Source organism: Streptomyces sp. NPDC093600 (assembly GCF_044764755.1).
Taxonomy (GTDB): Bacteria; Actinomycetota; Actinomycetes; order Streptomycetales; family Streptomycetaceae; genus Streptomyces.
In genome coordinates this window covers 235,396-255,788 of the sequence record NZ_JBIWIU010000006.1, presented here as the reverse complement: position 1 = coordinate 255,788, position 20,393 = coordinate 235,396, and the positions used below count along the sequence as shown (strand labels likewise).

General features: G+C 72.3%; 19 protein-coding genes and 2 pseudogenes. 8 read left to right on the top strand and 13 right to left on the bottom strand.

Going from position 1 to position 20,393, the window contains the following annotated elements:
- Nucleotides 1–9 precede the first annotated feature (9 nt).
- Nucleotides 10–198, bottom strand: a pseudogene (nhaA, locus tag ACIRB4_RS17745) (Na(+)/H(+) antiporter NhaA); the annotation flags it as partial.
- 418 nt (nucleotides 199–616) lie between these two features.
- Between nhaA and ACIRB4_RS17740 the strand changes: the two are divergent.
- Nucleotides 617–1,501, top strand: coding sequence for a universal stress protein (locus ACIRB4_RS17740; protein ID WP_403292202.1), 885 nt, complete (start codon nucleotides 617–619; stop codon nucleotides 1,499–1,501).
- Between the two features lie 206 nt (nucleotides 1,502–1,707).
- Here the strand turns inward: ACIRB4_RS17740 and ACIRB4_RS17735 are convergent, their stop codons facing one another.
- Both ACIRB4_RS17735 and ACIRB4_RS17730 read right to left on the bottom strand, forming a co-directional pair.
- Nucleotides 1,708–2,223, bottom strand: coding sequence for a gluconokinase (locus ACIRB4_RS17735; RefSeq protein ID WP_403292420.1), 516 nt, complete (start codon nucleotides 2,221–2,223; stop codon nucleotides 1,708–1,710).
- An 80-nt stretch (nucleotides 2,224–2,303) separates the two neighbouring features.
- Nucleotides 2,304–3,353, bottom strand: coding sequence for a glucose 1-dehydrogenase (locus tag ACIRB4_RS17730; RefSeq protein WP_403292200.1), 1,050 nt, complete (start codon nucleotides 3,351–3,353; stop codon nucleotides 2,304–2,306).
- A gap of 232 nt (nucleotides 3,354–3,585) precedes the next feature.
- Here ACIRB4_RS17730 and ACIRB4_RS17725 point away from each other — a divergent pair, with 232 nt between their 5' ends.
- On the top strand, nucleotides 3,586–3,909 hold the full coding sequence (locus ACIRB4_RS17725; protein WP_403292198.1) for a hypothetical protein: 324 nt from the start codon (nucleotides 3,586–3,588) through the stop codon (nucleotides 3,907–3,909).
- Nucleotides 3,910–3,923: 14 nt separating this feature from the next.
- Here ACIRB4_RS17725 and ACIRB4_RS17720 read toward each other — a convergent pair whose 3' ends face one another.
- The 4 genes from ACIRB4_RS17720 to ACIRB4_RS17705 form a co-directional block, all read right to left on the bottom strand.
- Nucleotides 3,924–4,589, bottom strand: coding sequence for a class I SAM-dependent methyltransferase (locus ACIRB4_RS17720; protein ID WP_403292197.1), 666 nt, complete (start codon nucleotides 4,587–4,589; stop codon nucleotides 3,924–3,926).
- A gap of 368 nt (nucleotides 4,590–4,957) precedes the next feature.
- Nucleotides 4,958–5,497: a GNAT family N-acetyltransferase gene (locus ACIRB4_RS17715; RefSeq protein WP_403292195.1), complete on the bottom strand. Its 540-nt coding sequence runs from the start codon at nucleotides 5,495–5,497 to the stop codon at nucleotides 4,958–4,960.
- Nucleotides 5,498–5,546: 49 nt separating this feature from the next.
- Nucleotides 5,547–6,440, bottom strand: coding sequence for an NAD(P)-dependent oxidoreductase (locus ACIRB4_RS17710; RefSeq protein ID WP_403292194.1), 894 nt, complete (start codon nucleotides 6,438–6,440; stop codon nucleotides 5,547–5,549).
- 110 nt (nucleotides 6,441–6,550) lie between these two features.
- A complete protein-coding gene (locus ACIRB4_RS17705) occupies nucleotides 6,551–7,231 on the bottom strand; it encodes a class I SAM-dependent methyltransferase (protein WP_403292192.1) in 681 nt (226 codons plus the stop codon).
- Nucleotides 7,232–7,441: 210 nt separating this feature from the next.
- Here ACIRB4_RS17705 and ACIRB4_RS17700 point away from each other — a divergent pair, with 210 nt between their 5' ends.
- Nucleotides 7,442–8,677, top strand: a complete 1,236-nt coding sequence (locus ACIRB4_RS17700) for a cation:proton antiporter (RefSeq protein WP_403292418.1) — start codon at nucleotides 7,442–7,444, stop codon at nucleotides 8,675–8,677.
- Nucleotides 8,678–8,708: 31 nt separating this feature from the next.
- Here the strand turns inward: ACIRB4_RS17700 and ACIRB4_RS17695 are convergent, their stop codons facing one another.
- The 4 genes from ACIRB4_RS17695 to lnt form a co-directional block, all read right to left on the bottom strand.
- Nucleotides 8,709–10,598, bottom strand: coding sequence for a helix-turn-helix domain-containing protein (locus tag ACIRB4_RS17695; protein ID WP_403292190.1), 1,890 nt, complete (start codon nucleotides 10,596–10,598; stop codon nucleotides 8,709–8,711).
- A gap of 66 nt (nucleotides 10,599–10,664) precedes the next feature.
- Nucleotides 10,665–11,636 carry a 3-hydroxybutyrate dehydrogenase gene (locus ACIRB4_RS17690; protein WP_403292188.1) on the bottom strand — a complete coding sequence of 324 codons (972 nt, stop codon included), beginning with the start codon at nucleotides 11,634–11,636 and terminating at the stop codon, nucleotides 10,665–10,667.
- Between the two features lie 55 nt (nucleotides 11,637–11,691).
- Nucleotides 11,692–12,174, bottom strand: coding sequence for an NUDIX hydrolase (locus tag ACIRB4_RS17685; protein WP_403292187.1), 483 nt, complete (start codon nucleotides 12,172–12,174; stop codon nucleotides 11,692–11,694).
- Nucleotides 12,175–12,198: 24 nt separating this feature from the next.
- The gene (gene lnt / locus ACIRB4_RS17680; protein ID WP_403292185.1) at nucleotides 12,199–13,812 is read right to left on the bottom strand and encodes an apolipoprotein N-acyltransferase; all 1,614 of its coding nucleotides are present in this window, start codon (nucleotides 13,810–13,812) and stop codon (nucleotides 12,199–12,201) included.
- Between the two features lie 170 nt (nucleotides 13,813–13,982).
- On the opposite strand from lnt, the gene ACIRB4_RS17675 reads away from it, so the two are divergent.
- Nucleotides 13,983–15,020 (top strand): O-antigen ligase family protein, encoded by a 1,038-nt coding sequence (locus tag ACIRB4_RS17675; protein ID WP_403292184.1) that lies wholly within the window; start codon nucleotides 13,983–13,985, stop codon nucleotides 15,018–15,020.
- Nucleotides 15,021–15,235: 215 nt separating this feature from the next.
- Here the strand turns inward: ACIRB4_RS17675 and ACIRB4_RS17670 are convergent.
- Together ACIRB4_RS17670 and ACIRB4_RS17665 are read right to left on the bottom strand one after the other, a co-directional pair.
- Nucleotides 15,236–15,793, bottom strand: a pseudogene (locus tag ACIRB4_RS17670) (hypothetical protein); the annotation flags it as partial.
- A gap of 72 nt (nucleotides 15,794–15,865) precedes the next feature.
- A complete protein-coding gene (locus ACIRB4_RS17665) occupies nucleotides 15,866–16,651 on the bottom strand; it encodes a glutamate racemase (RefSeq protein WP_403292182.1) in 786 nt (261 codons plus the stop codon).
- A 58-nt stretch (nucleotides 16,652–16,709) separates the two neighbouring features.
- On the opposite strand from ACIRB4_RS17665, the gene ACIRB4_RS17660 reads away from it, so the two are divergent.
- The 4 genes from ACIRB4_RS17660 to ACIRB4_RS17645 all read left to right on the top strand — a co-directional run bounded on the left by ACIRB4_RS17660 (nucleotide 16,710) and on the right by ACIRB4_RS17645 (nucleotide 20,371).
- A complete protein-coding gene (locus ACIRB4_RS17660; protein WP_403292180.1) occupies nucleotides 16,710–17,897 on the top strand; it encodes a glycosyltransferase in 1,188 nt (395 codons plus the stop codon).
- A 440-nt stretch (nucleotides 17,898–18,337) separates the two neighbouring features.
- Nucleotides 18,338–18,799, top strand: a complete 462-nt coding sequence (locus tag ACIRB4_RS17655; protein WP_403292179.1) for a DUF6643 family protein — start codon at nucleotides 18,338–18,340, stop codon at nucleotides 18,797–18,799.
- A 37-nt stretch (nucleotides 18,800–18,836) separates the two neighbouring features.
- The gene (locus tag ACIRB4_RS17650) at nucleotides 18,837–19,661 is read left to right on the top strand and encodes an MOSC domain-containing protein (RefSeq protein WP_403292177.1); all 825 of its coding nucleotides are present in this window, start codon (nucleotides 18,837–18,839) and stop codon (nucleotides 19,659–19,661) included.
- A 101-nt stretch (nucleotides 19,662–19,762) separates the two neighbouring features.
- The gene (locus ACIRB4_RS17645) at nucleotides 19,763–20,371 is read left to right on the top strand and encodes a hypothetical protein (protein ID WP_403292175.1); all 609 of its coding nucleotides are present in this window, start codon (nucleotides 19,763–19,765) and stop codon (nucleotides 20,369–20,371) included.
- The last annotated feature ends 22 nt before the right edge of the window (nucleotides 20,372–20,393 follow it).

The following is a 20,393-nucleotide window of genomic DNA, read 5'->3' as shown; positions in this document are numbered from 1 at the left end:
GCCCTGCCCTCAGCGCTCGGAGGCACTGGTGCGCTGGTAGATGTCGGGGATGCCGTCGTGGTCGTCGTCGCGGGTCTCCTCCTCGTAGAGGCGGCGGTAGATGCCGTTGCGCCGCTTGATGAGGAGGGCCGCCAGGCAGGCGGCGACGAGGGAGCCGACGAGAACGGCGGCCTTGATGCGTTCGGCCGCGGCCGGGTCGGGGACGGACCGGCGCGCGGGAGGCTGCGCCGGTGAGGGTGCGGGCTTTGAGCGAACGCCGTTGTCCGATCGGCGACCCTGGGCGCGCGGTCCGCGGACTCGGACCGTGACCACCTGGTCGTACTGCCGGTGCGTGCCGGCCGCTCCGCGCTGTGACGAGGGGTGGTGCCACCTGCGGAGTTGCGCAGTTCTACCACACGCTTTACGGATTCTTTAGTGATGCAGATCACACAACGCACGGTGATCTTCAAAGCCCCAGCGCGCGAGATCAGACCGTTATCCGGAGAGTGAGGTCCGTTCATCGGGCATGTATGTGGTCAGGCGGGGCCGCCCCGCACCCGCTGGGTGAGCAGCACCCCACAGGTTTCGCCTTTGAGAGAATGAAAGAGCATCCTGCGCGCTGAAGGCGGTGGGAACCATGGTGCTCCCCCTGGTCGTGGGTGTCGACGGCTCCGTGCCCGGCTTCCACGCCGTCGACTGGGCCGTGGACGAGGCGGTGCTCCACGGTCTCCCCCTGCGGATCATCCACGCTTCGCTGTGGGAGCGGTACGAGGGTGCGGCCCCGGCGGACACCTCCGAGGCCGTCGCGGACGGGGTGACCGAGCACGAACTCGCCGAGAGTGTCCTGGAGCGGGCGGCCCAGGCCGCCCGGCAGCGCGCGCCGAAGCTGGAGATCACCACCGGCCTGGCGCCGGAGGACCCCGTGTCGGCGCTGCTGCGCGAGGCGCACCTCGCCCATGCCGTCGTGACCGGGGTACGAGGCAGGGGCCCGATCAAGGAGCTCCTGCTCGGCTCGGTGAGCCTCTCTCTGGCGGCCCGGGCCCCCTGCCCGGTCGTCGTCGTACGGGGTCGGGCCGAGAACGGACAAGCCGCGAACGGGCGCGTCGTCGTAGGTGTCGGCGATGCCACGGCCCCGGCAGCGGTCCGGTACGCCCTCCGGGAGGGCGCGGTACGCGGGTGCGAGGTCGAGGCCGTTCGGGCGTGGCGGCGCCCGGCGCACAGAACCGCGCCGCATCCGCTGCTCACCGGGGAGCCGGCCCATGCCGAGGAGAACCACGCCTCGGTTGTCCTCGACGAGGCATTGGCCGGCGTCGCCGAGGAGTACTCCGGCGTGACCGTGAACCGCTCGCTCGTCGAGGGCTCCGCACGCCATGCGCTGGTGGCCCGGTCGAGGGCGGCCGACCTCCTGGTCATCGGGGCTCATCGGCGTCGCGGCCGTCTCGGCCCGCAGCTCGGCCTGGTGGGACACACGGTGCTGCACCACTCCGAGTGTCCGGTGGCGGTGGTTCCCGAGCAGGAGTGACCTCGGCCGTTCCCGGGGCACCAACGTGGAGAGCCGGGGTGAGAGAGCGCCGTGCCATCGGCTCGGCGCTCTCAGGGAGCGCGTTCATGGAGCTGCTGTCCGACGGCTCGACGCAGCCGCAAGCAGCGACGCTTCCGCGATCCCATGCGCACCTGGCGCCCTGCCGCGGCTGCTGCTCGGCCGTTCCGATCCCGCTGCCCCGCACGTCAATGCTCGAAGCGGTCTGCGGAGCGTACGGCGGCCACGGCGAGAGCCGTTGTTTCAGCCGGCGTGCCGTCGATGGGAATGCGCGCGCCCCGTTCGCCGGGAGCAAGCGGCTCCAATGCCTCTATCTGCGAACGCAGCAGCTCGACGGGCATGAAGTGGCCGCGCCGGGAGGAGATGCGGTCGGCGATGAGCTGGGGTGCACCGTGCAGGTGAAGGAAGAACACATTCCCGGCAACCGAGGCCAGCTTGTCCCGGTACTCCCGCTTGAGCGCCGAACACGCGACGACACCCCCTGAGTCACGGTGCGTGGAGAGCCACCCGGAAATCGCGTCCAGCCAGGGCCAGCGGTCCTCGTCCGTCAGCGGGATACCGGCGCTCATCTTCGCCACGTTCGCGGGTGGATGGAAGTCGTCGCCTTCCGCATAGGGCACCCCTAGTTGCAGGGCCAGAGCCTGACCGATCGTGGTCTTGCCCGAGCCCGACACCCCCATGACGACGACCAAGGGCGCTTCCATCTCGTACACCACTTCCTCCGTCTGCCCGGCAAGCACTTGTCCCCCTCCACAACCACGATGAGCCGATCAGAAAAGCGGGCTCAGCCCAGAGAGATGACCACCTTGATGTCGTCCTCCCGCGCGCTGAAGGCTTCGGTGGCGTGGTCCAGGCCGACGCGCCGCGTGATCATGCGCTCCAGCCAGGTGCGATCGGCCTTGGCAAGAGCGTCGGCCCCCTCGCGGTAGTGGCGCAGATTGGCGTTGACAGAGCCGATCACCGCGTCGTTCTCCAGGACGAGCTCCCGGTTGACGCTCCCCGCGTCGACCGTCAGAGTGCGGCCCCTTGAGGAGACACCGGTGAGGCACACCACCCCGTAGTGGGCCGTCCCCGCCATCGCACCGAACACCACAGACCCCGCTCCGGTCGCCTCGATCACCACGTCCGGACGAACCGCAGCCGTCACCTGTTCCACGTCCTCGCTGTGATACTCCGCTCCGAGGTCGGTCACCAGGCCTGGCTTGGGGCCCGAGGTGACCCGGTCCATGACGTGTACCTCCAGACCGCGCCGCACCCCCAGAAGCGCGGCCAGGAGACCGATGGGCCCTGCCCCCGTCACAAGCGCACGACGGGGCTCGAACCACGACCTGCCGCCTACCCGCTCGACCTGTTCCCACGCTTTCGCCACCACACTGGCCGGTTCCACCAACACACCCACGTCCTCCAGACGTGGGTCGATTCCGACCGCGTAATCGGTCTCCACTGTCCACAACTGGCTGCCGTACCCGTCGCGCTCCTTGATGCCACGCTCGGTGTACCGGCCGTTGCGGCACATATCGAACTCGCCCCGCGCGCACGCCCCGCACGGCTCGGGGTCAGGGCGCCGCACCACACCCGCCACCAGATCACCGGTCTTGAACCCACTGCCGGAAGGGGCGTGGCGGACACGGCCAAGGGACTCGTGACCCAGGACCAACCGCTCCTGGCCCGGAGGAGCCCAGCCGTACTGTCCGGCCACGATCTCCTTGTCCGTACCGCACACTCCGACGGCCAGGCCCTCCACCAAGAGCTCCCCATCGGCGGGCAGCGGCTCAGGCACCTCCCTGACCTCCAGAGAATCAGCGGACATAGGTCGGACAGTCAGAGCGCGCATCCGTTCCTCCCGCGGGCATGAACCAAGGCTGGATCCGTATCGCTTCCGTGAGCATGTGCCCGATGTGCGGGGCATTATGGGCTCGAACCGTCTCGCTGCCGTAGCAGGTGGCGGGCGAAGGCCGGCGTGAGCCCACCGAGCGCGGAACCCACCAGCCCTGCGGCCAGGTCCGCGATGGCGTCGTCGTAGGTGACACGCATAGAGCCACCTTCTCAAGGCGCTTCAGGGCGGGGTGGATCTCCCTGCGAACCAGCTTGTGGAGCTGGAGCGGGGAAAGGCCCATATGGTGCTGCGGGACGTGCGCGAGATCATCCGGGGCGGTGACTTCATGAAGTTCACCATGCGGTTCGAGAAGGCGGGGTCGATCACCTTCAACATCCAGTCGCAGATCCCCACCTACGAAGAAAGTCCCTTTCCAGCGCGGTCATCGGCCCGCATCAAGGCTTCCGGCGAGGCCGCCGTGCTCAAGTCAACCCAATACGCCGACATGCCACAGCCGGCTGGACCGCAGGGTCGGAACAGTCCGTGGTCGAAACACGTGATGGGACGGCACTGAGGCTTCAGCGGCGGTCACCGGGGGACGGTCTGCGTGACGCGCCACAGCCGCCGGGGGAGGCTGCCTTCCTCGCACGCGGCGACCTCATCCAGAATCCAGCTCTTGGCGAGGTCGTCGACCAAGCCGCGGGGGAAGAAGTGGACGGCGAAGCCACCGTGCTCCCAGATGTCGTCCCCGTGCCCGGTACCGGCCTCGTAGTGGGCGTCTCCGGTGTGGCGGACGGTGTAGACGAAGGAACCGCCCGGCCGCAGCACCCGTCGCACCTCGGCGACCAGGGCGTGGATCTCCTGGGTGGACAGCGCCATGCAGAGCAGCATGTGCGCGAACACGGCATCCACCGAGGCGTCCGGGAGTGGCAGCGGCTCGCGGACGTCGTGAACCGCCGTGGTGACCCGACCGGCCACGTTTTGGGCCACCGCGGCCTCACGCAGCTGTTCCAGACCCACGGGACTGAAGTCGGTGGCCATCACGGAGAAACCCTCGCGGGCGAAGTAGAGCGCGTCACGGCCATGGCCGGCACCCAGCTCCAGCACCTCGCGGGCACCGGCGGCCCGGAAGACGGCAGCGGCATGGACCGCCGGCCCGGACGGCTCCTCGCCGTACATGCCGGGATGCTCGCCGTAGGTCTTCTGCCAGTGCGCACGCTGCCCCTCGGCCAGCCCCTGCTCCGACTCCGACACCCTGACGCCCTCCTCATCGGGCTGGCATCGAACAACCGGCCCCTGTCAGGCCACCCTAGAGGGCCCCATGTCGTCGCCTCGCCCGCCCGCTGCGTCAAGGCGGCCGGCGCTGCTCGGCCGCTGCGATCTTGATGCGGATGTCGCGCAGGATATGCCGCAAGGTGCTTTACGTGGACCGAACCTAGGTCAGCCGCGTACGTGGTGGGACACCATAGTTCCGCGTGCGGCGATGCGGGCCACCACCGTGCCGGGCCCTCCCCGGTGCGTCCTGCCCGGCGAGGCTGAGCGAGGAGGCCGGCGATGCCGCCGAGGGCGGTGGAGTGGAGCATGTGGTGGACCAGCAGACCGGCGCTCGCACCGTTGAAAGGTCAGGTCTTCGCGGGAGCGCTCGCCATCGCGCCCGGTGGGCGCGTCATGAAGACGTCGATCGGGTCCTGGGCCTCCACGACGAATCCGTGGCGCTCGTAGAGTCGACGGGCAGCACTGCCCTGCAAGACGTTCAGGCCGACGGTCATGCCCTGCGCGTCCGTTCGTTCCAGCACTGTGCGCAGGACAGCGGATCCGAGCCCTCGGCCCTGGCAGTGCGGAGCAAGGTAGAAGTGCTCCAGCCACTGCCTGTCTCCGGCGGGCCGGACCGTGACGCATCCGGCGAGTTCACGGTCGAGCATGATGATCGACATGTGACGCGGGGAGAAGGAGTCCCGCAGCCGCTGCCGTACCCGGTGCTCGTCGTAGCGCCCGAGGCGTTCCAAGTCCGCGCGCATGACCGTGGCCCGCAACTCCGCGATCGCCTCGATGTCCGCCGCCACCGCTGAACGCAGCTCCCAGCCCGCGGCCTGCGCCGACGTGGTCCGTTCGGGCACTGTCGTGTCCGGTCGCGTACCGCTCCCCAGCACTCCAGCGTCCATGGCCGGAGTATCTCAGTCCGCCGGCCATGGACTCCTCGTCCCCCCGCACTCACCGCTTCGTGAAGTGTTCGACCAGACGCGCGTAGCTGTCATCGGCATGGCCGTCCTCCACGGCCTTGTTCACCAGGCCGAGCGTGTAGGCGGGGAGTTCGACGTCGATGTTCCGCGCCCCGCTCTCGCGGACCAGGTCCTCGACCGAGGGGCGGTGGTGCTTGAGCGCTCCGTATCGCGTCGCGTACTCACCACGGTCGACCTCGTCGGCGATCATCGGGAAGGACGCCAGGAGTGCGGCGACGGACGGGCCGGCGTCGTCCAGGAACCGCTTCGCCTCAATGCCCTCGCTGGACAGCAGAGCGGCCGCGTGGAGGAATCCGTTGAGCGCGCCCCACATGGTGCCGTGCACGGCCATGCCGTACAGGGCCGGCACGCCGGCGTCGGCGGAGATGAGCGTTCCCCGGCCGCCGATGAGCTGGAGCGTCGGATGAAAGTGGTCGAACACGGCGTCGGAACCGCCGTAGAAGACCACGGTCTCCGCTCCCCCGATGCCCGGAGCGATCGTCATGATCTGCCCATGGAGATACTGCCCGCCCTGGTCCACGACCCAGTCGGCGACGGCTCGCGCCTCTGCCGATGTCCCATCCGTGAGGTTGAGCACGGAGCGACCGGAAAGCGCGTCGCCCGACGATTCCAGAATCGCGCGGGCCGTCGCATTGCCCTTCACGCTGACGACCACCAGGGGACTCGCGGCAACGGCGTCGCGGACGGTCGCGGACCGCTCAGCGCCCCTGGCGACCAGGGGGGCGGCCTTCTCCGGCGTACGGTTCCACACCGTGGTCGGGTGACCGCCGTCCAGAAAGGCGCCGGCGAGCGCGAAGCCCATCTCGCCCAACCCGATCACGGTCACGGCCGGCTGGGCGTCGGTACGTTCTGAGGCAGTGTTCATCGCGGTCACTCTCTCCCCGGTCGCGGTGGTCCAGCCCCTGCAGGGCGGCCCTCGGTGTTCGCTGAAACGTCACGCTAAGACCTGAACCAAAGTTGAGGTCAAGGGGAGGCTCAGCGCAGTCGTCGGGCGCGCAGCACCAGGTCGTCGGTATGGTGCGCGCCGGCGCCGCCCTCGGCTGCCACGCGTGGCCGCTGCTCATCCACCTCCACCACCCAGTCGTCGTCGAGGAGAGGCGCGACCGTCGAGGGCCAGATGTAGTCCGCGGGGTCGAAGCCGCTCTCGTGCGCCTGCATGGTGTCCATGCCCGCATGGTGGACGAGCAGCAGCACACCGCCGACCGCGACGGCCGAGAGCAGCGCGCGCTCCGCCGTGGCGTCGGGAGTGCTCAGGAGCGCCGGGTACAACGCGGCCACCAGGTCGAAGGAGGCCGGCGGAAGCGCCGCGTCCGTCAGTGTGGCGTGGACCCAGCGAATGTCGACACCGGCGTCCCGCGCGTGCCCGGCCGCCCGCTCCAGCGCCACGCCCGACACCTCGAGCGCGGTCACGTCCCATCCGCCGCGCGCGAGCCAGACCGCGTCGGCACCCTCGCCGCAGCCCACGTCGAGCACCCGTCCGGGAGTGAGTCCGGCGACCTCGGCCACGAGCGCGCCGTTGGGCCGACCGCTCCACAGCTGCTGCCGATCGGCATAGCGCGTGTCCCACTCCGCGCGCACGGCGGGATCTCCGACGTATCCGTCGGCAGGCGAGGGGCTGGTGGACGCGGGCGATCCCGCTGCGATGTTGTCGGTCATCGGCCAACCGTCGCCTGTCGCGTCACGGTCCCGCCACTCCTGTTGCCGGTCCGGCAAACGGTGGCCGGGGACGGCCGGCACCCCGGACACGACCGTCGCCTCGCCCGTGTGCGGCCTGTCCTTCGGGCTCGCCCACCGACAGCACGCATGGAGCGGGCCGTTTCGGACAGGATGTGCGGGGTGATCGTCTCCGACACCGTCTACCTTGCGATGGGCCTGGGCGCCCTCGGCGCGGCCGTCGTACCGAGGCTCGTGTTCAAGCGGCCCCTCTCCATGCCGATGGTCTTCCTCGCGGCCGGCGCCATGGTGGCGGCGCTTCCGTTGCCCGTGCCGACGGTGGACCCGGTACGCGACCGGATCTGGGTCGAGCATGCGACCGAACTGTGCGTGATCGTGTCGCTGATGGGAGCCGGTCTCGCTCTCAACCGGCCCTTCGGCCGGCGCGCATGGGCGGGGCCCTGGCGCCTGCTCGGCATCAGCCTGCCTGTGACCATCGCCGGGACGGCGCTCATCTCCGCGCTCCTGCTCGACTGGCCGCCGGCGCTCGCCCTGCTCGTCGCCGCGGTGCTCGCACCGACCGATCCCGTACTGGCGGCGGAGGTCAGGGTCGGGGAACCCACGGATGCGGAGGACGACGAGGACGAGGTCCGGTTCACCCTCACCGCCGAAGCCGGACTGAACGACGGACTCGCTTTCCCGTTCGTCCTGGCCGCCCTCGCACTCGCCACGGCGGCCGGCGACGGGTGGTCGGCCGACTGGATCGGGCGCTGGCTGCTCATCGACGTCCTGGTCAAGATCGTGGTCGGAGTGGCGGTGGGGATCGTGGCCGGGCGTCTGCTGGGCCGGATGTTCTTCCGCGCGCGGACGAACGCGCTGCGGCTGTCGGAACACATGGAGGGGTTCGTCGCCCTGGGCGCCACGTTCCTGGCGTACGGAGCGGCCGAACTGCTCCACGGCTACGGCTTCCTCGCCGTGTTCGTGACGGCCTGCACCATCCGTGCTGCCGAGCGCAGCCACGGCTACCACCGCGTACTGCACGAGTTCACCGAACAGATCGAACGGCTGCTCACCGTGTGCCTGCTCTTCCTGCTCGGCGGCTTCCTCGTCACCGGTGGCCTCCACGTCCTCACCTGGCAGGGCGCCCTCGTCGCCGTCCTGCTCGTCCTCGTCGTCAGACCGGCTGCGGGATGGCTCGGCCTGATCGGCTTCGCCGCGGGACCGAAGGAGAAATCGGTCACCGCCTTCTTCGGTATCCGCGGTATCGGCTCGCTGTTCTACCTCGCCTACGCGCTCGGCCACAGCGAAGCCTTCGAAGCCGACGCCCGACAACTCTGGGCGGTGGTCGCCTTCACCGTCCTGCTCTCCGTCGTCCTCCATGGTGCCGCCGCGACACCGGTCATCCGGCGCCTCGACCGGCTGCGCCGCTCCTCGCCCGCACCGCCGTGAGCCCCGCCCACTTCGAATCCGCCATGAACGGTCAGAGGGTGACCGCCGTCGCCATCGCGTGCAGGCGCAGCGCCAGTTGGATCTCCAGCGCCCTGGCCGGGGACTGCCAGTCCGGACCGAGGAGGCGGCCTATTCGTTCGACGCGCTGGGCGACCGTGTTCACGTGGACGTGGAGGTCGTCCTTGGTGCGCGCGGGGCTCATGCCGCTCGCGAAGTACGCCTCCATGGTGCGCACCAGGTCCGTGCCCCGGCGCCGGTCGTACGCGAGGACCTGACCGATCGTGCGCTCGACGAAGCCCTCGATGTCCCGGCTGTCGGCGAGCAGCAGACCGAGGAAGCCCAGGTCCTCGGCGGCCGCGCCCTGGCCCGCGCGGTGCAGCAGACGCAGTGCGGCCAGGCAGCGGCGGGCCTCCTCGTACGCGGTGACGACCTCGCCCGGGCGGGCGAGGGGTGCCTCGACGGGGGCGGAGGCGCCGACCGTGACCGGCTCGCGCAGCGCACCGCCGAGGTGCTTGGCGGTCTGCCGGGCCAGCTCGGCGGCGCTCTCGCCGGGGCCGAGCGGGAGGAGCAGCACGGTCCCGCCGTCACGCGCGGAGGCGAGGCCGTGGCGGGTGGCGGCCAGGTGCGAGGCGGCCGACCAGAGCCGCTGCCGGTCCGCGCTCTCCCGTACCCCGGTGTCGTTCCCGGCTGCGGCTTCGGTCCGGTCGATGCGGGCGGCGAGCACCACATGGGGCGCGTCGACGTCGGTGCGGAGGCGGGCGGCCCGCTCGCGCAGCAGACGTCGGTCGCGGTCGGGGGCGTCGAGGAGGTCGTCGAGCAGCTCGCCCCGTACGCGCTGTTCGGCCTCGCCCGCCGAGCGGCGGGCGAGCAGCAGCAGGGAGGTCACCAGGGCGGCCCGCTCCAGGGTGCGCTGGTCGACCGGGTCGAGGTCGGGCTGGCCGCGCAGGACGAGGGCGCCGAAGGTCTCGCCGCCGGCCGAGACGGCGGCCACCCAGTGGTCGCCGTCCCGTATCGCGTGGCCGTCGGCGAGCGGGGCGGGGCCGCGCCCTCCCTCGATGAACTCGACGGTGCCGCCGAGGACTTCGGAGACCGCGGCGGCCACGTCGAGGACGCCGCCGCCGCGCAGGACCAGCTCGGTGAGCCGGTCGTGGACCTCCGAGGCGCGTTCGATGACGCCGCTGTGTTCGCGGATGATGTCGTTGGCGCGTTCGAGCTCGGCGAGGGCGGAGCGGGTCTCGGCGAGCAGGTTGGCCGTGTCGATGGCGACGGCGGCGTGGGCGGCGAAGGAGCCGAGCAGGGCGACCTGTTCCCGTTCGAAGACGCGTGCGCGCCGGTCCGCCGCGAACAGCACGCCGATGACCTGGCTGCCGAGGGTCAGCGGTACGCCGAGGATGGCGACGAGGCCCTCGTCGCCGACCGCGGAGTCGATCGTGCGGGTGTGCTGGAAGCGCGGGTCGTCGAAGTAGTCGTCGGTGACATAGGGGCGGGCGGTCTGGGCGACGAGGCCGCCGAGGCCCTCGCCCATGCCGAGCCGCAGCTGCTGGAAACGCGCGGACACCGAGCCTTCGGTGACGCGCATGTACGTGTCGCCCGCGACGGGGTCGTTGAGGCTGAGGTAGGCGACCTCGGTGCCGAGCAGGGAGCGGGCGCGCTGGACGATGGCGCGGAGCACCGCGTCGAGGTCGCGCAGCCCCGCGAGGTCGTGGGCGGTCTCGAAGAGGGCGGAGAGCTCGGCCTCGCGGCGCCGCCGCCCCTCCAGCTCGGCCCGTACGCGCAGGGCGAGCTGCTTGGCCTGTTCGAGCTCGGCCAGCGCCTCCGGGCCCGCGCCGCTCGCACGGGCGAGCAGCACGGGCCTGTCGTACGCCTCCACCGCGGCTCCTCGTGCGAGGAGCTCCAGGTAGGAGACCTGTTCCTGGGACATGGACACAGGGATACCTGCCGTACGGGTGGTCGCACCAGCCCTGTGGACGACCGCCTGTGGAAAACGTCAGTGGGCGGTCCAGCCGCCGTCGAGGGTCAGGGACGTGCCGGTGATGAAGGAGGCCTGCGGGGTGCAGAGGTAGAGCACCGCCTCCGCGACCTCCTCCGGTTCGATGAGCCGCTTGAGCGCCGAGTCCTTGAGGAGCACCTCGGTCAGGACCCGGTCCGGCGGGATGGAGTGGGCGGCCGCCTGGTCGGCGATCTGCCGCTCGACCAGGGGGGTGCGCACATAGCCGGGGTTGACGCAGTTGGAGGTGACCCCGTGGGGCGCGCCTTCGAGGGCCGCGGTCTTGGAGAGTCCTTCGAGACCGTGTTTGGCGGCCACATAGGCGGACTTGAAGGGAGAGGCGCGCAGACCGTGCACGGAGGAGAGGTTGACGATCCGGCCCCAGCCCTGGGCGTACATGTGCGGCAGGGCGCCTCGGATCAGCCGGAACGGGGCCTCCAGCATGACGGTGAGGACGGTGTGGAAGACGTCCGGCGGGAACTCCTCGATGGGCCGGACCAGTTGCAGTCCGGCGTTGTTCACCAGGATGTCGGCGCCCGCCGCCACGGTCTCCGCGGCGTCGAGGTCGGTGAGGTCCAGGAGCCGGGGCTCGACCGCGCCCGGCAGGCCGGTGGCCTCGTGGGCGAGGGCCTCCAGGCCGTCGGCGGCCCGGTCGACGGCTCTGACCCGGGCCCCGGCGGCGGCGAGCCGGAGCGCGCAGGCACGTCCGATGCCGCCGGCCGCGCCGGTCACGAGCGCGGTCCGGCCCGCGAGGTCGAGCGTGACCGAGCCGGGCGCGGGCCTCGCCGCGGGTGCTGACGCGGGCCTCGGACCGGCGGCTGACGCGAAGCCCGGTCCGGCGCTCGGCTCGGGAATCGGGCCCGGCTCGGGCCTCGCCGCGGGGGCCGGTCCTGGGCCCGGCGCCCGTACCGGACGGGGTGAGGGAGCCGGTGCCTGGGCCGACGCGGGACCTGAGGGGGTGGGGGCGCTCATGCTCCGCACCTTATGAAGCGCTCCACCCCCGACCGATGTGCGCCGAGCCCATACTTCAGCCCTGGGGCGTGGTGTCGAACCATGTGGGTTCGTCGGCGAGCGCCTGCTCGATCCGGAAGTGGGAGAACCGCTTCATCTCCGGGAGCCGGTCCACCTCGAACCAGCCGACATCCGTCGACTCCTCGTCGTTCACCCGCGCCTCGCCGCCGACCGCCCGGCAGCGGAAGGAGATGTCCACGAACTGGCACTGGTCGCCGTTCGGGTAGACGACGGGCTTGCGCAGCGTCTGGACGAGCACGACCCGCTCGGCCTCGCATCGCACGGCGGTCTCCTCGTACACCTCGCGCACCGCGCAGTCGGCGGGCTGCTCCCCGGGCTCGACGATACCGCCGATGATCGACCACAGGCCGTTGTCGGCCCGCCGGCCGAGCAGCACCCGCCCCCGGTCGTCGAGGACGACCGCGCTCACGCCGGGCAGGAAGAGCAACTGGTGGCCGGCGCTGGCCCGCAGGTCGCGGATGAAGTCAGGAGTACCCATGTCCCGACCCTAAAGCCTTACGGATCAAGAACCGGCGGCCGGGGAGTTCCGGCGGGCGCGGACGGTACGCATCGCGGACCAACCGAGACCGGCGACCGCGACCGCCACCAGGAGCGCCTCCGGCAGGGTGCCCATCCGCGTGGCCGGCGTGAGCGAGGAGCGCAGCGGCACCTCCTCGACCAGCACGTCGGGGGTGAACATCGCCGACTTCGCCACGATCCTGCCGTCCGGCATGATGATCGCGCTGACACCGCTGGTGACCGGGACGACGACGGAGCGGCTGTGCTCGACCGCCCGCACCCGTGACATCGCGAGCTGCTGGTAGGTCATCTCGCTGCGCCCGAAGGTCGCGTTGTTGCTCGGTACGGTGATGAGCTGGGCGCCGTGCGTGACGGTGTCCCGTACGGCCCAGTCGAAGGCCGCCTCGTAGCAGGTCGCCAGGCCCACCCGGGTCCCCGCGAGGTCGAAGACGCCGACCTGGTCGCCGGGGCCGAAGTCGCGGCTGACCCGGTCGACGTTGCTGTTGAAGAGGCGTACGAAGGGCCGCATCGGGATGTACTCGCCGAAGGGCTGGACATGCCGCTTGTCGTACGTGGCGACGGGTCCGCCCGCAGGGTCCCATTCGATGAGGGTGTTGCGCAGTTTGCCGGTGTCGGGGGTGAGGACCGCGCCGATCACGGTCGGGACGCCGATCGCCTTCACGGCCTCGTCGATGACGGCCCGCGCGTCGGGATTCGCCAGCGGGTCGATGTCGGAGGAGTTCTCCGGCCACAGCACGAAGTCGGGCCGGGGCTTCTCGCCCGCCCTGACGTCCGCGGCGAGCTCCTTGGTGCGGTTGGCGTGGTTGTCGAGGACGGCGCGCCGCTGGGAGTTGAAGTCGAGGCCGAGGCGGGGCACGTTGCCCTGCACCGCGGCGACGGTGGCGGTGCCGTCCTGTGCGGAGTCGTCGACCAGGGGCAGCGCGGCCACGGCGCCGGTGACCGGGACGAGGACGGCGAGGGCGGCCGCGGCGAGGGGGCCGCGCGGGACGGTGCCGGTCGTCCGGTACGCGCGGATCTGGCGGACCACCTCGTACAGTCCGAAACCGCAGAGCGCGACGGCGAATCCGAGCACGGGGGTGCCGCCGACAGCCGCGAGCGGCAGGAAGACGCCGTCGGCCTGTCCGAAGGCGATCTTGCCCCAGGGGAAGCCGCCGAACGGGACACGCGCGCGTGCCGCCTCGGCGAGGATCCAGACCGCCGCGGCGAAGACCGGCCAGGCGGGCAGCCGGGAGACGGCCGCGATGCCCAGGCCGGCGGCGGCGACGAAGAGCGCCTCCACCGCGGCGAGCGCGATCCACGGGAACCGTCCGACCTCGGCGCCGGTCCAGATCAGCAGCGGCAGCAGGAAGCCGAGTCCGGCGAGGTGGCCCAGAGCGAATCCGGCGCGCGGGCGGCGGCCCCGCAGGGTCCAGCCGAGCAGTGCGAACGCGGGCAGCGCGAGCCACCACAGCGGGCGGGGCGGGAAGCTCAGGAAGAGCAGGGCCCCGGACAGGGCGGCGGCGCCCGGCCGCACGAGGCGCCGGAACCGGCGGCCGGCCCCCGTCTCGGAGGCGGCGGTGGGGCCGGAGGCGTCGACGGGCGCGATGGTGGTGCTCACATGCGGAGTCTACGGCGCGGTCCCCGGGCCGACGGCGTCCGGTCCAGACCTCTCCGGCGGTGCGGCCGGGAGCACTCCTCGCCTCCCGCCGTGACGTTCCTGCGCTGTCCCTCCACAAACGCAGCCCACGCCGTTACGGTGTCGGCCAGGCTGATCGGGGGGCGACGGGGATGGCTGTACCTGCGGCTGAGCGCGGAGTCGTGCGCGAGCGCGGCCGGACAGCGGATGTCGTCGGCGTGCTGGTGCTCGGTGCCTGCGCGGTGTGGGCGCTCCTCAGCGCCGCCGGGCGCGAGGCGCGCCCCGAGGGGATCCTCCTGGCCGTCCTCGCGGTCTCCGCCGGATACGCCTGCGGCCGGATCTTCGGCACGCTGCTCCCCGTCGCCGCCGCGGCGACGGCGTCGCTCGCCGCGCTCGGCCTGGTGCTGGCCTCCGGTCCGGGGGTTCCCGGTGCCGCGCCTGCCGCCTCCGTACCGCCGGGGCACGCGGGAGCGGCCGCGGCGCTGCTGGTGCTGGCGGCCGGGGCCGCCTGTTGCGCGGCCGCGGCGGCCGGTTCGGCGGTGGGGCGGCTGCTGCCGCGGCTGCTCGCGGCGGCGGTGGCGGGGGTGGCGCTGGCCCTGGGTTCGGTGGTGGGGTGCGTGGCGGCGCTGGGCGTGCTGCTCTGTTCGCTCGTCGCCGTACGGGCACGGCGCCGGGGTCTGGGGCTCGCCGGCCTCGCGCTGGTGACGGGTCTGGTCGTCGGTGCTTCCTGGGCGGTGGCGGAGGAGGCGCTGCCCGAGGGTCTTACGGTCTTCGCGGAGGACGTGCTGACCCGCCACCGTGTCCTGCTGTGGCGGGACGCGGTGGCGCTGGCCGAGGAGAACCCGTTTCTGGGTGCCGGGCCGGACCGGTTCGGGGCGCTCAGCCCGACGTCCAGGGAGACGTCCGCCGCCGACGGCACACCGCATTCGGCGCCGCTCCAGCAGGCGGCGGAGCAAGGTGTGCCCGGCGTGGTCCTGCTGGGCGCGGCGTACGGCTGGCTGCTCTGGGGCCTGTGGCGGTCGCCGCGGCCGAACGCCGTGGTCCTGACGGCGGGCGCCACGCTGACGGGTCTGGCCGTCCTGGCCACCGTCGGCAACGCGCTGAGCTTCTCCCCCGTCACAGCGGGCGCCGGGTTTCTCGCCGGCCTGGCGACCGCCCGCTCGGCCGCGACGGACACCGGCGGGCCGTAGGCCGTGCCCGGTGCCCGTGAATGCCGTAAATCCTGCGTGAAGCTGGGACGCGGTGGCGCACGGGCTCGCATTCATCACGGACCCAGGCGTCCACCGGGGAGTCAGGCGCTCGTCGGCCCCGTCGTCGTCGGCGGCACGGGAGGCGCCGGAGGTGAGGTCGGCGGGGTGGGAGAGGAGTGTGCCGCCGGCGGGGTGGACGCCGGCGACCCGTTCCTTGTGCCGTCCTTCGCTCGGCCGAGGCGGTCGCGGATGACCCGGACCGCGGTCTCCGCGTCGTCCACCGTGACCGTGAAGGCGCGCCCGTCACCGAGTTCCAGGACCACCGCGTCGCCCCGGCGGACGATGACCCCGGTGCCCTTCTCGGGGCGCCAGCGGTACCCCCAGCCTCCCCAGTGGCGCGGTGTGACGGGGGCGGCCTCGACGCCGACGACGTGGGACAGCGGGATCCTGCGGCGCGGCAGTCCGAGAGGGCCGCAGCGGACCTCCAGCGACCGGTCGTCGACCTTCACCGCCACATGGACGAAGGCGAGCGTGCCGAACATCATCAGCAGTCCCGCCGCCACGCATCCGATCACCGACATGAGCAGCGGGATGATGCCCGAGGTCCACGGGGCGTCGACCGCCAGCGCGATGCCGACCGCGACGAAGAGCGCGCCGGCGGTGGCCAGCACCCACTGGACGCGGTTGGTGGCGCGGCCGGTCCACACCTCCGGTACCGGTACGTCGGTGTCCAGCGGCCGGGGGTGGTGGGGATGACGAGAGAGGTCCCTCATGGCTCGCAGCCTACTCACGTTCCGCTCGCGCGGCGCCCGCTGTCGCCCCGTCGGCGCACCGCGTCCGTCCTGTCAGCGGGCCGCGGCCGCGACTGAGAGCAGACGGCCTTCCGGGTAGCTCAGGGCGGCGGCCGTGAGCCGGGAGGGCCGGCCGCTGTGGATGACGGTCAGACCGCCCACGGGGTCGGCGGAGGGTGCGGGTCCGGCGCCGATCCGGCGCAGCGCCTGTGCGGCGACTGCCCCGGCCGAGCCGTGGAAAACCACCGGCGGGAGGTCCGGGTGCTGGACCGCCGTACGGATCTCCTCGGCGACGAGTTCGTAGTGCGTGCAGCCGAGCACCAGGGCCCGGATGTCGCGGGGGGTGAGGGCCGCGGCGGCCGCGACGGTCCGTTCGACGGCTGCCGCGTCGGCGTTCTCCACGGCGTCGGCGAGGCCCGGGCAGGGCACTTCGGTGACCTCGGCCGCCTCGGCGAACTCGCGGATGAGTCCGCGCTGGTACGGGCTGCCGGTGGTCCCCGGGGTCGCCCAGATGGCGATCTTCCCGCCGTCCGCGGCGGCCGGTTTGATCGCGGGGACGGTGCCGATCACCGGAATGGTCGGTTCCAGCTCGGCGCGGATGGCGGGCAGGGCGTGGACCGAGGCGGTGTTGCAGGCGACGATGAGGGCGTCGGGCCGCTGCGCCGCGGCGGCGCGGGCGACGGCCAGCGCGCGGGCGGTGAGGTCCTCGGGGGTTCGCGGGCCCCAGGGCAGGCCGTCGGGGTCGGAGGAGAGGACCAGATCCGCGTCCGGCCGCAGCCGGCGCACCGCGGCCGCTGCCGCGAGCAGGCCGATTCCGGAGTCCATGAGCGCGATCTTCACCCGGTCACCCTAGCCGACCACCCTTGCGTCGCCGCCGTTCTGGGGCAGACTGCGACGAATGAGCGCCATTGCCTGGATCGCCATGGGTTCGCTGGCCGCCTGGGGGTGGCTGCTGCTGGGACAGGGGTTCTTCTGGCGTACCGACCAGCGCCTCCCCGTGAACGCCGGCCACGCGCGCGTGGAGCCGCGGAGCTGGCCGCGCGTCACCGTGGTCGTACCGGCGCGGGACGAGGCGGAGGTGCTGCCGCTCAGCCTGCCGTCGCTGCTCACCCAGGACTATCCGGGTGAGGCGGAGGTACTGCTCGTCGACGACAACAGCACCGACGGCACCGGGAAGCTCGCGCGCGAGCTGGCCGGGCGGTACGGCGGGCTGCCGCTGACGGTGGTCGTTCCGGGGGAGCCCGCGGCCGGCTGGACGGGGAAGCTGTGGGCGCTGCGCCATGGCATGGCGCGGGCACGCGCGCGTGAACCGGAGTTCCTGCTCCTGACCGACGCGGACATCGCGCACGAGCCCGACAGCCTGCGCCTGCTGGTGACCGCGGCGACGGCGAACGGTCTCGACCTGGTGTCCCAGATGGCCCGGCTGCGGGTGGCGAGCGGGTGGGAGCGTCTGATCGTCCCGGCCTTCGTCTACTTCTTCGCCCAGCTCTACCCCTTCCGCTGGATCAACGCCCGCCGCCCCCGCGCGACGGCGGCCGCGGGCGGCTGTGTGCTGCTGCGGGCGGAGGCCGCCGAGCGGGCCGGGGTCCCGGAGGCGATCCGGCAGGCGGTGATCGACGACGTGTCGCTGGCCCGGGCGGTGCGCCGGACCGGCGGGCGGATCTGGCTGGGGCTCGCGGACCGGGTCGACAGCGTCCGGCCGTATCCCCGCCTCGCCGACCTGTGGCGGATGGTGTCGCGCAGCGCGTACGCCCAACTGCGCCACCATCCGGTCGTGCTGGCCGGCACGGTGGCCGGGCTCGCGGTGGTCTACCTCGCTCCCCCGGTCGCGGTGGCGGCCGGGGCTCTGACGGGTGACGCGGTGGCGGGCGCGGCGGGCGGGCTCGCCTGGGCGGTGATGGCCGGAACGTACCTTCCGATGCTCCGCTACTACCGCCAGCCGCTCCGGCTCGCGGTGACGCTTCCCTTCACCGCGCTGCTCTACCTCCTGATGACGGTGGATTCGGCGGTGCAGCACTACCGCGGCCGGGGGGCGGCCTGGAAGGGACGCGTGTACGCACGCCCCGAGGCCGCACCCGACCGATAGGCGTCGGCGCGAGGTGTCGAGGGTGCTCCGCCGGCCGCGGAAATGCGACGTCCGCGCCGGAGCGCGATTTCTCCGGCACACGGAGTAGCAACGAAGCGTCGACTTCCGGCGCACCGCGACTGAACGCCTCGCCAATTCCCGGCGCGGGCCGCGCGTGCCCGCGGAAGTTAAGGCTCTTTAGCGTGGACATGATCGTCCCGATCATGACCGTCGGGACGCGGGGATTTCTTTACGCGGACTTCATGCCGGGCATCCGGGGCGCTCCGAGGGTGACCCGCCGGTAACCCCTCCCCAGCTCGGCTTTTCAAGATCCATGTTCCATCGGGCGACCGCATTTGTCGCGTTCGCTCGCATTGTGGATCGACGGTCCCTCAGAACCCGTCAAACAACCCTCTTATCGGTCTCCCCAACCAGCACATCGTGGGCTTAACTTATGTGCCATGACCTCCCCCCGCTCCACCTACGGCGGCGGTTACTACACCGCGCCGTCGTTCCCCGACACCCCGATCTACGACTCCCTGGTCGCGGAGCGGGGCACGCCTCAGATCGCCCCGATCCGAGTGCCTTCCGCGTACGACACCGGTAACAGTTACCTGCCGGCTCTGCCCGCCCTCCCGGCGGCACCCAGCCATCCGACGCCGTCCTACGGCGGCGGTGCTTCCTACGGCTATCCCCAGCCCGCGCAGCAGATGGCCCCGGTGCCGCTGCAGCACGCTCCCGCGCCCTACATCCCGCAGCAGCCGACCGGCCCGCGCGGCTACCCGGGCGTCCAGCCCCAGCAGCCGCAGCGTCCGGTGGCCACGGGGTACGAGGCGATGCGCCCGGCGGCCGCACGGCCCGCCCCGGCCCCCGCCGCGTACGACGACCCGTACAACCGGCCGTACCAGGGCGGGGGGTACTGACCGCCACGGTGTCATGGGCGGCTGGCAGGATGACCGTATGCCGAATCCTGTCGTGCGCTCCGTCCATGTCCACCCGGTCAAGGCGATGCGCGGGGTCGCGCCCGCCGAGGCGGAGGTCCAGCCATGGGGACTGGCGGGCGACCGCCGCTGGACCGTCGTGGACGCCTCGGGCAAGGTCGTGACCCAACGCCGTCACCCGCGCATGGCGTTGGCCTCGGCCGCGCCGCTGCCGGGCGGTGGCATCACGGTGTCCGCGCCCGGCCGCGAACCGCTGACGATCGAGGTGCCGCGGCCGTCGTCCACGATCCGGGTGGAGGTCTTCGAGACTCCGGTGGAGGCGGTCCCGGCGGATCCCGCGGCGGACGCGTGGTTCAGCGCGTATCTGGAGACCGAGGTCCGGCTCGTGCACATGGACGATCCCGCGCACCGTCGTCCGATCGACCCGGACTACGCCCTGCCGGGCGAGACGGTGAGCTTCGCGGACGGCTTTCCGCTCCTGGTCACCACGGTGTCCTCCCTCGACGCCCTCAACTCCCTGATCGCCCAAGGCGATCAACCCGACGAGGGCCCCCTGCCCATGAACCGTTTCCGGCCGAACGTGGTCGTGGACGGCACCGCGCCCTGGGCCGAGGACGGCTGGACCCGGCTCTCCCTCGGCGAGGTCACCTTCCGCGTGGCCAAGTCCTGCGGCCGGTGCGTCGTGACCACCACCGACCAGGAGACCGCCGAGCGCGGCAAGGAGCCGCTGCGGACCCTCGCCCGGCACCGCAAGGACGGCAGCCGGCTGATCTTCGGCCAGAACCTCGTGCCCGAGCACACCGGCACGATCCGGGTCGGTGACCCGGTCGAGATCCTCGGCTGACCCCTGCCCACGGGACGCCCCGCACCTCCCACCCGACCGGCGGGAACCCCCCTCCCCGGCAGACTCGTTGGAAGAGCGACGAGAGCGAGGGGGTGCGAGGCGTGCGAGCTGCCACCGGAGTCTGGCGCTGGAGGCACAATCCCCTGTGCCGTACGACGGACCTGATCGAGGCATGGGTCGCGTTGACGGCCGTCGTACTGCTCGCGCTCGCCGTCCCCGCGGTCGGCTGGATCTCCGGCGCACGGACCGACGCCTCCCTCAGGAGCGCGGTCCTGGCCCAGCATCAGCAGCGGCAGCAGACGACGGCACAGGTCCTCCGGCTCGCCGCCGCCCCCACGGCCGGCCCGCGGAACCCGGAGCCGGCCGGCGCACCCCACCTCCGCCGGGCCGTCGTCGCCCGCTGGACTGCGCCCGACGGCGCGCCCCGGACCGGGACGGTGGCCGTGCGGCGAGACCTCTCCGACCCCGGCGACACCTTCCGCCTCTGGACCGACCGGAGCGGACGACCGGTGGCCCCGCCGATGCGGGCGGAGACGGCCCGCGCCCACGCGGTCCTCGTCGGACTGCTCGCCGCCTCCCTGGTCTCGGTGTTCATCGAGACCGCCAGGCGCGGAATCGTACGGCGTCTCGTACACCGGCGGTACGAACGGCTCGACCGCGCCTGGGCCGAGGCGGGCCCCGACTGGGGACGTACGGGCGCGGGCGGCTGACTCGTCAACTCCGCCCCGCCGC

Excerpts from the sequence above, each read along its gene's own strand:
- ACIRB4_RS17655 (WP_403292179.1), top strand. The coding sequence starts at position 18,338 with ATGACCTCCCCCCGCTCCACCTACGGCGGCGGTTACTACACCGCGCCG.
- ACIRB4_RS17715 (WP_403292195.1), bottom strand. The coding sequence starts at position 5,497 with ATGGACGCTGGAGTGCTGGGGAGCGGTACGCGACCGGACACGACAGTG.
- ACIRB4_RS17700 (WP_403292418.1), top strand. The coding sequence starts at position 7,442 with ATGGGCCTGGGCGCCCTCGGCGCGGCCGTCGTACCGAGGCTCGTGTTC.
- ACIRB4_RS17685 (WP_403292187.1), bottom strand. The coding sequence starts at position 12,174 with ATGGGTACTCCTGACTTCATCCGCGACCTGCGGGCCAGCGCCGGCCAC.
- ACIRB4_RS17710 (WP_403292194.1), bottom strand. The coding sequence starts at position 6,440 with ATGAACACTGCCTCAGAACGTACCGACGCCCAGCCGGCCGTGACCGTG.
- ACIRB4_RS17735 (WP_403292420.1), bottom strand. The coding sequence starts at position 2,223 with ATGGAAGCGCCCTTGGTCGTCGTCATGGGGGTGTCGGGCTCGGGCAAG.
- ACIRB4_RS17675 (WP_403292184.1), top strand. The coding sequence starts at position 13,983 with ATGGCTGTACCTGCGGCTGAGCGCGGAGTCGTGCGCGAGCGCGGCCGG.
- ACIRB4_RS17740 (WP_403292202.1), top strand. The coding sequence starts at position 617 with ATGGTGCTCCCCCTGGTCGTGGGTGTCGACGGCTCCGTGCCCGGCTTC.
- ACIRB4_RS17690 (WP_403292188.1), bottom strand. The coding sequence starts at position 11,636 with ATGAGCGCCCCCACCCCCTCAGGTCCCGCGTCGGCCCAGGCACCGGCT.
- ACIRB4_RS17650 (WP_403292177.1), top strand. The coding sequence starts at position 18,837 with ATGCCGAATCCTGTCGTGCGCTCCGTCCATGTCCACCCGGTCAAGGCG.
- ACIRB4_RS17660 (WP_403292180.1), top strand. The coding sequence starts at position 16,710 with ATGAGCGCCATTGCCTGGATCGCCATGGGTTCGCTGGCCGCCTGGGGG.
- ACIRB4_RS17695 (WP_403292190.1), bottom strand. The coding sequence starts at position 10,598 with ATGTCCCAGGAACAGGTCTCCTACCTGGAGCTCCTCGCACGAGGAGCC.
- ACIRB4_RS17705 (WP_403292192.1), bottom strand. The coding sequence starts at position 7,231 with ATGACCGACAACATCGCAGCGGGATCGCCCGCGTCCACCAGCCCCTCG.
- ACIRB4_RS17730 (WP_403292200.1), bottom strand. The coding sequence starts at position 3,353 with ATGCGCGCTCTGACTGTCCGACCTATGTCCGCTGATTCTCTGGAGGTC.